The organism is Kitasatospora sp. NPDC004799, assembly GCF_040609095.1.
GTDB lineage: Bacteria > Actinomycetota > Actinomycetes > Streptomycetales > Streptomycetaceae > Kitasatospora.
In genome coordinates this window covers 1-5709 of sequence record NZ_JBEXJK010000492.1, presented here as the reverse complement: position 1 = coordinate 5709, position 5709 = coordinate 1, and the positions used below count along the sequence as shown (strand labels likewise).

2 protein-coding genes are annotated in these 5709 nt (G+C 77.2%); one reads left to right on the top strand and one right to left on the bottom strand.

What is annotated here, in order from left to right; translation table 11 throughout:
• Positions 1 to 4028, bottom strand: a 4028-nt coding sequence (locus tag ABZW03_RS36255; RefSeq protein WP_355268332.1) for an ATP-dependent helicase, incomplete at its 3' end; no start/stop codon positions are given.
• A gap of 200 nt (positions 4029 to 4228) precedes the next feature.
• On the opposite strand from ABZW03_RS36255, the gene ABZW03_RS36250 reads away from it, so the two are divergent.
• The coding region (locus ABZW03_RS36250; protein ID WP_355268329.1) for a S8 family serine peptidase at positions 4229 to 5709 on the top strand (1481 nt) is incomplete at its 3' end.

Sequence of the window (5709 nt, the reverse complement as noted above, 5' to 3'; positions counted from 1 at the left end):
CCGGCCACCGTCGGCGGGCCGCTGCGCAGGGCGCCGCCGACCCGGCCGAAGGCCCGTCCGGCGCCGCCGTAGCGGCCGCGCGGGGTGGACCGGGGCGCGCGGTGGGCGGTGGCGCCCGCCGTCCGGCCGGAGCCGAGCAGCGCGCGCAGCGGGGCGAGGGTGTCGTTGGTGACGTAACCGGCCCAGACCAGGTCCCAGAGCGCCTCGACGACCTCCGGCTCGGCGGTCTCCTCCGGGAGCTGCTGGACGAGTTGGCGGAAGAACAGGCCGTAGCCGCCGGAGAGCGCGGACATCAGGGCGCTGTGCACCGGGGTGAGCGCGGGCGGGACGGGCTCGGGGCGCAGCAGGTGGGAGTTCTCGGCGAGGTGCAGGCCGATCCAGCCGTCCTTGCCGGGCAGGGCGCCGGCCCCGCACCAGCCGACCTCGCCGGCCGCCATCAGCTCGTCCAGCAGGCCGGGGGAGTAGTCGGCGAGCCGGGCCGGGAGGATCAGCTTCTCCAGCGCGGAGGCGGGCAGGGCGGTCCCCTGGAGCTGCTCGACCACCCGCAGCAGGCCGTCCGGGCCGCGCAGCCGGTGGCCGGCCAGGTGCTGCCACTGCGGGAGGAAGGCGGCCAGGGCGCGCGGCGGGACCGGCTCGACCTCCTGGCGCAGGGCGGCCAGCGAGCGGCGGCGCAGCCGGCGCAGCACCTCGGCGTCGCACCACTCGGGGGCGGTGTGCCACTCGGGGTCGGTGCGGTTTCCGGCGGGCCGGTACTGGCCCTGGACCAGGCGGCCGGCGGCGGTCAGCCGGTGCAGGGTGCCGGTGACCACGGCGGTGCCCAGGCCGTAGCGGGCGGCGGCCTCGGCGGCGGTGAACGGGCCGTGGGTGCGGGCGTGGCGGGCCATCAGGTCACCCAGCGGGTCCTTGACCGGCTCGGTGAAGGCCTCCGGGACGCCGACCGGCAGCGGGGTGCCGAGCGCGTCGCGCAGCCGTCCGGCGTCCTCGATCGCGGCCCAGCGCTGCTCGCCGGCGATCCGGACCTGGATCACCCGGCGGGCCGCCTCCAGCTCCAGGGCCCAGAGCGGCTCGGCGCCGCGGAGCGTCAACTCGGCCTCGCTGAGCGGGCCGAGCAGGCGCAGGGCGTCGGCGACGCCCTCGGCGTCCCTGATCCGGCGCTCGGGGGTGAGGCGCTGGAGCTCGGCCTCCAGGTCGGCGAGCACCTGCGGGTCGAGCAGTTCGCTCAGCTCGGCCTGGCCGAGGAGTTCGGACAGCAGCCGGGAGTCGAGCGAGAGGGCGGCGGCGCGGCGCTCGGCGAGCGGGGAGTCGCCCTCGTAGAGGAACTGGGCGACGTAGCCGAACAGCAGCGAGCGGGCGAACGGCGAGGGCTCCGGGGTGGTGACCTCGACCAGGCGGACGGCGCGGGACTCCAGATCGCCCATCAGCTCGACCAGGCCGGGGACGTCGAAGACGTCCTGCAGGCACTCCCGGACGGCCTCCAGGACGATCGGGAACGAGCCGTACTCGGAGGCGACTTCGAGCAGTTGGGCGGCGCGCTGGCGCTGCTGCCAGAGCGGGGTGCGGCGGCCGGGGTTGCGGCGGGGGAGCAGCAGCGCGCGCCCGGCGCACTCGCGGAAGCGGGAGGCGAACAGGGCGGAGCCGCCGACCTGGTCGGTGACCAGCTGCTCGATCTCGCCGGGGTCGAACAGGGCGGCGTCGGCGCCGACCGGGGCCTCGTCCGGAGCCGGACCGGCCGGTTGCGACAGGGCGGGGCTGCTGAAATCGAAGTCGGGGGCGAGCAGGTCGGCGTCGGGCAGGCGGAGCACGATGCCGTCGTCGGCGTGCATGACCTGCGGGTCCAGGCCGTGCTTCTCGCGCAGCCGGGCGCCGAGGGCGAGCGCCCAGGGGGCGTGCACCTGGGCGCCGAAGGGGGAGTGGATGACGATCCGCCAGTCGCCGAGCTCGTCCCGGAAGCGCTCGACCACGATGGTGCGGTCGTCCGGGAGGTGGCCGCAGGCGGCGCGCTGCTCGGCCAGGTAGTCCAGCAGGTTGGCGGCCGCCCAGTCGTCCAGGCCGGCCCGCTTGAGCCGCTCGGTGGCGGCCTCGGGCTGGAGGGCGCCCAGTTCGCGGGTGAACGCGCCGAGGGCGCGGCCGAGTTCGAGCGGGCGGCCGAGGGCGTCGCCCTTCCAGAACGGGAGCCGGCCGGGGACGCCGGGGGCGGGGGTGACCAGCACCTTGTCGTGGGTGATCTCCTCGATCCGCCAGGAGGTGGTGCCGAGGGTGAAGACGTCGCCCACGCGGGACTCGTAGACCATCTCCTCGTCCAGCTCGCCGACCCGGCCGCCGCCCTTCTTCCCCGTTTTCGAATCGGACCCGGTCGTGCCGGCGATGAAGACGCCGAACAGGCCGCGGTCGGGGATGGTGCCGCCGGAGGTGACGGCCAGCCGCTGGGCGCCGGGGCGGCCGGTCACCGTGCCGGCCACCCGGTCCCACACCAGGCGGGGGCGCAGCTCGGCGAAGGCGTCCGAGGGGTAGCGGCCGGCCAGCATGTCCAGCACGGCGTCGAAGGCGGACTGCGGGAGGGTGGCGAAGGGTGCGGCGCGGCGGACCACGGCGAGCAGGTCGTCCACCGGCCAGGTGTCCAGGGCGGTCATCGCGACCAGCTGCTGGGCGAGCACGTCCAGCGGGTTGCGCGGGACGCGCAGCGCCTCGATCCGGCCGGACCGCATCCGCTCGGTGACCACGGCGGACTGCACGAGGTCCCCCCGGTACTTGGGGAAGAACACGCCGGTGGAGACGGCGCCGACCTGGTGGCCGGCCCGGCCGACCCGCTGCAGGCCGGAGGCGACCGAGGGCGGGGACTCGACCTGGACGACCAGCTCGACGGCGCCCATGTCGATGCCCAGCTCCAGGCTGGAGGTGGCGACCACGGCGGGCAGCCGGCCGGCCTTCAACTCCTCCTCGACCAGCGAGCGTTGCTCCTTGGAGACGGAGCCGTGGTGGGCCCGGGCGATGACCGCGGGGGCGCCCTTGGCGGCGCCCGAGCCGCCCATCAGCTCGGCGGGGGCGTGCGCCTCGGGGACGGCGGTGCCGGTGGCGCGCTCGTACGCGATCTCGTTCAGCCGGTTGCACAGCCGCTCGGCCAGCCGGCGGGAGTTGGCGAAGACGATGGTCGAGCGGTGCGCCTCGACCAGGTCGACGATCCGCTCCTCGACGTGCGGCCAGATCGACGCTTGCCGCTGCGGGTCGCTGGCGGCGGCGCCGCCGGTGGCCGGGGCGGCGGGCAGGTCGTCCAGGTCGGGGACGGGGACGACCACCGAGAGGTCGAACTCCTTGGCGGCGGCGGGCTGGACGACGGCGGCGCCGCGCTGCGGGCTGAGGAAGCGGGCCACCTCGTCGACCGGGCGGACCGTCGCGGACAGGCCGATCCGGCGGGCCGGGCGGTCCAGCAGCTCGTCCAGCCGCTCCAGGCTGAGCGCGAGGTGGGCGCCGCGCTTGGTGCCGGCGACGGCGTGCACCTCGTCCAGGATCACCGTGTCCACGCCGCGCAGGGCCTCCCGGGCGGCGGAGGTCAGCAGCAGGAACAGCGACTCGGGGGTGGTGATCAGGATGTCCGGCGGATGGGTCGTGAAGCGGCGGCGGTCGGCGGCCGGGGTGTCGCCGGAGCGGATGGCGACCTGGACCTCGGGCTCGGGCAGGCCGAGCCGGACGGCGGCCTGGCGCAGGCCGGCCAGGGGTGCGCGCAGGTTCCGCTCGACGTCCACCGCGAGGGCCTTGAGCGGTGAGACGTAGAGGACCCGGCAGCGGCGCTCGGGCTCGGCGGGGGGCGGGGTGCTGCTGAGCCGGTCGAGGGCGGAGAGGAAGGCGGCCAGTGTCTTGCCGGAGCCGGTGGGGGCGACCACCAGGACGTCCGTCTCCCGCCGGATGGCCTGCCAGGCCTCGGCCTGGGCGGTGGTGGGGGCGGAGAAGGCGCCGGTGAACCAGGCCCGGGTGGCCGGGGCGAAGCCGGCCAGGGGGTCGTGCGCGGGTGGGGTCGGGTGCTGGGGCGCCATGCCCCCATGGTGCCGGGTGGGACTGACAAGCGGGGGCGGGGCGGGCGGGCCGGTGGGGGCGGGCGGAGCGGGGTGTAAGCCGGGAAGCAGAAATGACGATCCGCTCATATCGTGATGAATCGGATGCTTGGTCCATCCGTGACCCACCCGATGCGAACCCCCTGCCGTGACCCACCCGACCGACGAGCGGAGGCCGTGCGATGGCGCAGGCGCACCCGCCGGGCCGCACCGCCCGCGCCGCCCGCCGCCGTCGGGTCCGCGGGCCGGCCCGGGCGCTGCTCGCGATGCTGCTCACGGCGCTCGTGGTGGGCGGCGCCGTCCCGTACGTGTCCGGGCCGGGGCGGGCGTACCTCAGCTACCTGGTGCTGGCCGAGGGCGAGGACGCCGCGGGCGCGGCCCGGGCCGGGGCGGAGAGCCGGGCGGCGGGCGGGCAGGTGGTCCAGGAGTACCGGCAGATCGGGGCCGCCCTGGTCTACGCGACCGGCGCCTTCGCGGACCGGGTACGGGCCCGGCCCGGGATCGCCGCCGTCGGGGCGACCCGGACGGCGCCGGTGGTCGCGCCGCCGCGGGCGGTGGCGGGGGCGGGGGACTTCACGGCCGGGGCGGGGCACCGGGCGGCCGGGAGGAGGGGCGGCGACCGGGCCACCGGTGGCGACCGGGCGGACGCGGAGACGGTGACGGTGCCCGACCCCGGGGAGACGGGTGCCTGGAACCTCGCCATGGTCGACGGCGCCGGCGGCCGGGCGGGAGACGCCTCGACGGTGTCCGCCGGCGCGGGGCCGAGCGCCGGGGCGCTGCACGAGGTGCTGGTCGCGGTGCTGGACTCCGGGGTCGACGACACCCACCCGGACCTGCGCGCCGCCGTCGACCCGAAGGCCTCCGCCTCCTGCGCGGACGGCCGTCCCGATGCCCGCACCGGGGCCTGGCGGCCCGACCCCGGGGTGGTCGAGAACGGCCACGGCACGCACGTCGCCGGGATCGTCGGCGCCACCCGGGACGGCCACGGCGTCACCGGGGTCGCGCCGGGGGTGCGGATCGCCGCCGTCCGGCTGCTCGGGCCGCTCGGGCAGTACTACGCGGAGAACATCGTCTGCGGCCTGCTCTGGGCCGCCGACCACGGGGCCAGGGCGATCAACAACAGCTACTTCGCCGACCCGTGGAAGTACAACTGCCCCGAGGACCGGGACCAGGCCGCGCTGATCGCGGCCGTCGGGCGGGCCGCCGGGTACGCCCAGCGGAAGGGGGCGGTGGTGGTCGCCTCGGCGGGCAACGACGGGCAGGACCTCGGCGCCGCGCGGACCGACGAGCGCAGCCCCAACGACCGGGTCTCGGGGCCGGCGCCCGTCCGCCGCCTGGGCACGGAGTGCGTGCGGCTGCCCGGCGAGCTGCCCGGGGTGGTCACCGTCACCGCGGTCGACCGGGACGGGCACCCGGCGGGCTACTCCAACCACGGGCGCGGGCGGGTCTCGCTGGCGGCGCCGGGCGGCGACCCGGACGGCGGAACGCAGGGGGCGGTCGTCTCCGACTGGCCGGGCGGGCGGTACGCGGCGCTGGCGGGGACCTCGATGGCGGCCGCGCACGTGACCGGGGCGGTGGCCGTGGCGGCGGTCCGGCACCCGGAGCTGGGGGCGGCCGGGTTGGCGGGACAGCTTGTTGCGGACGTCGCCGCGGTGCGCCACGT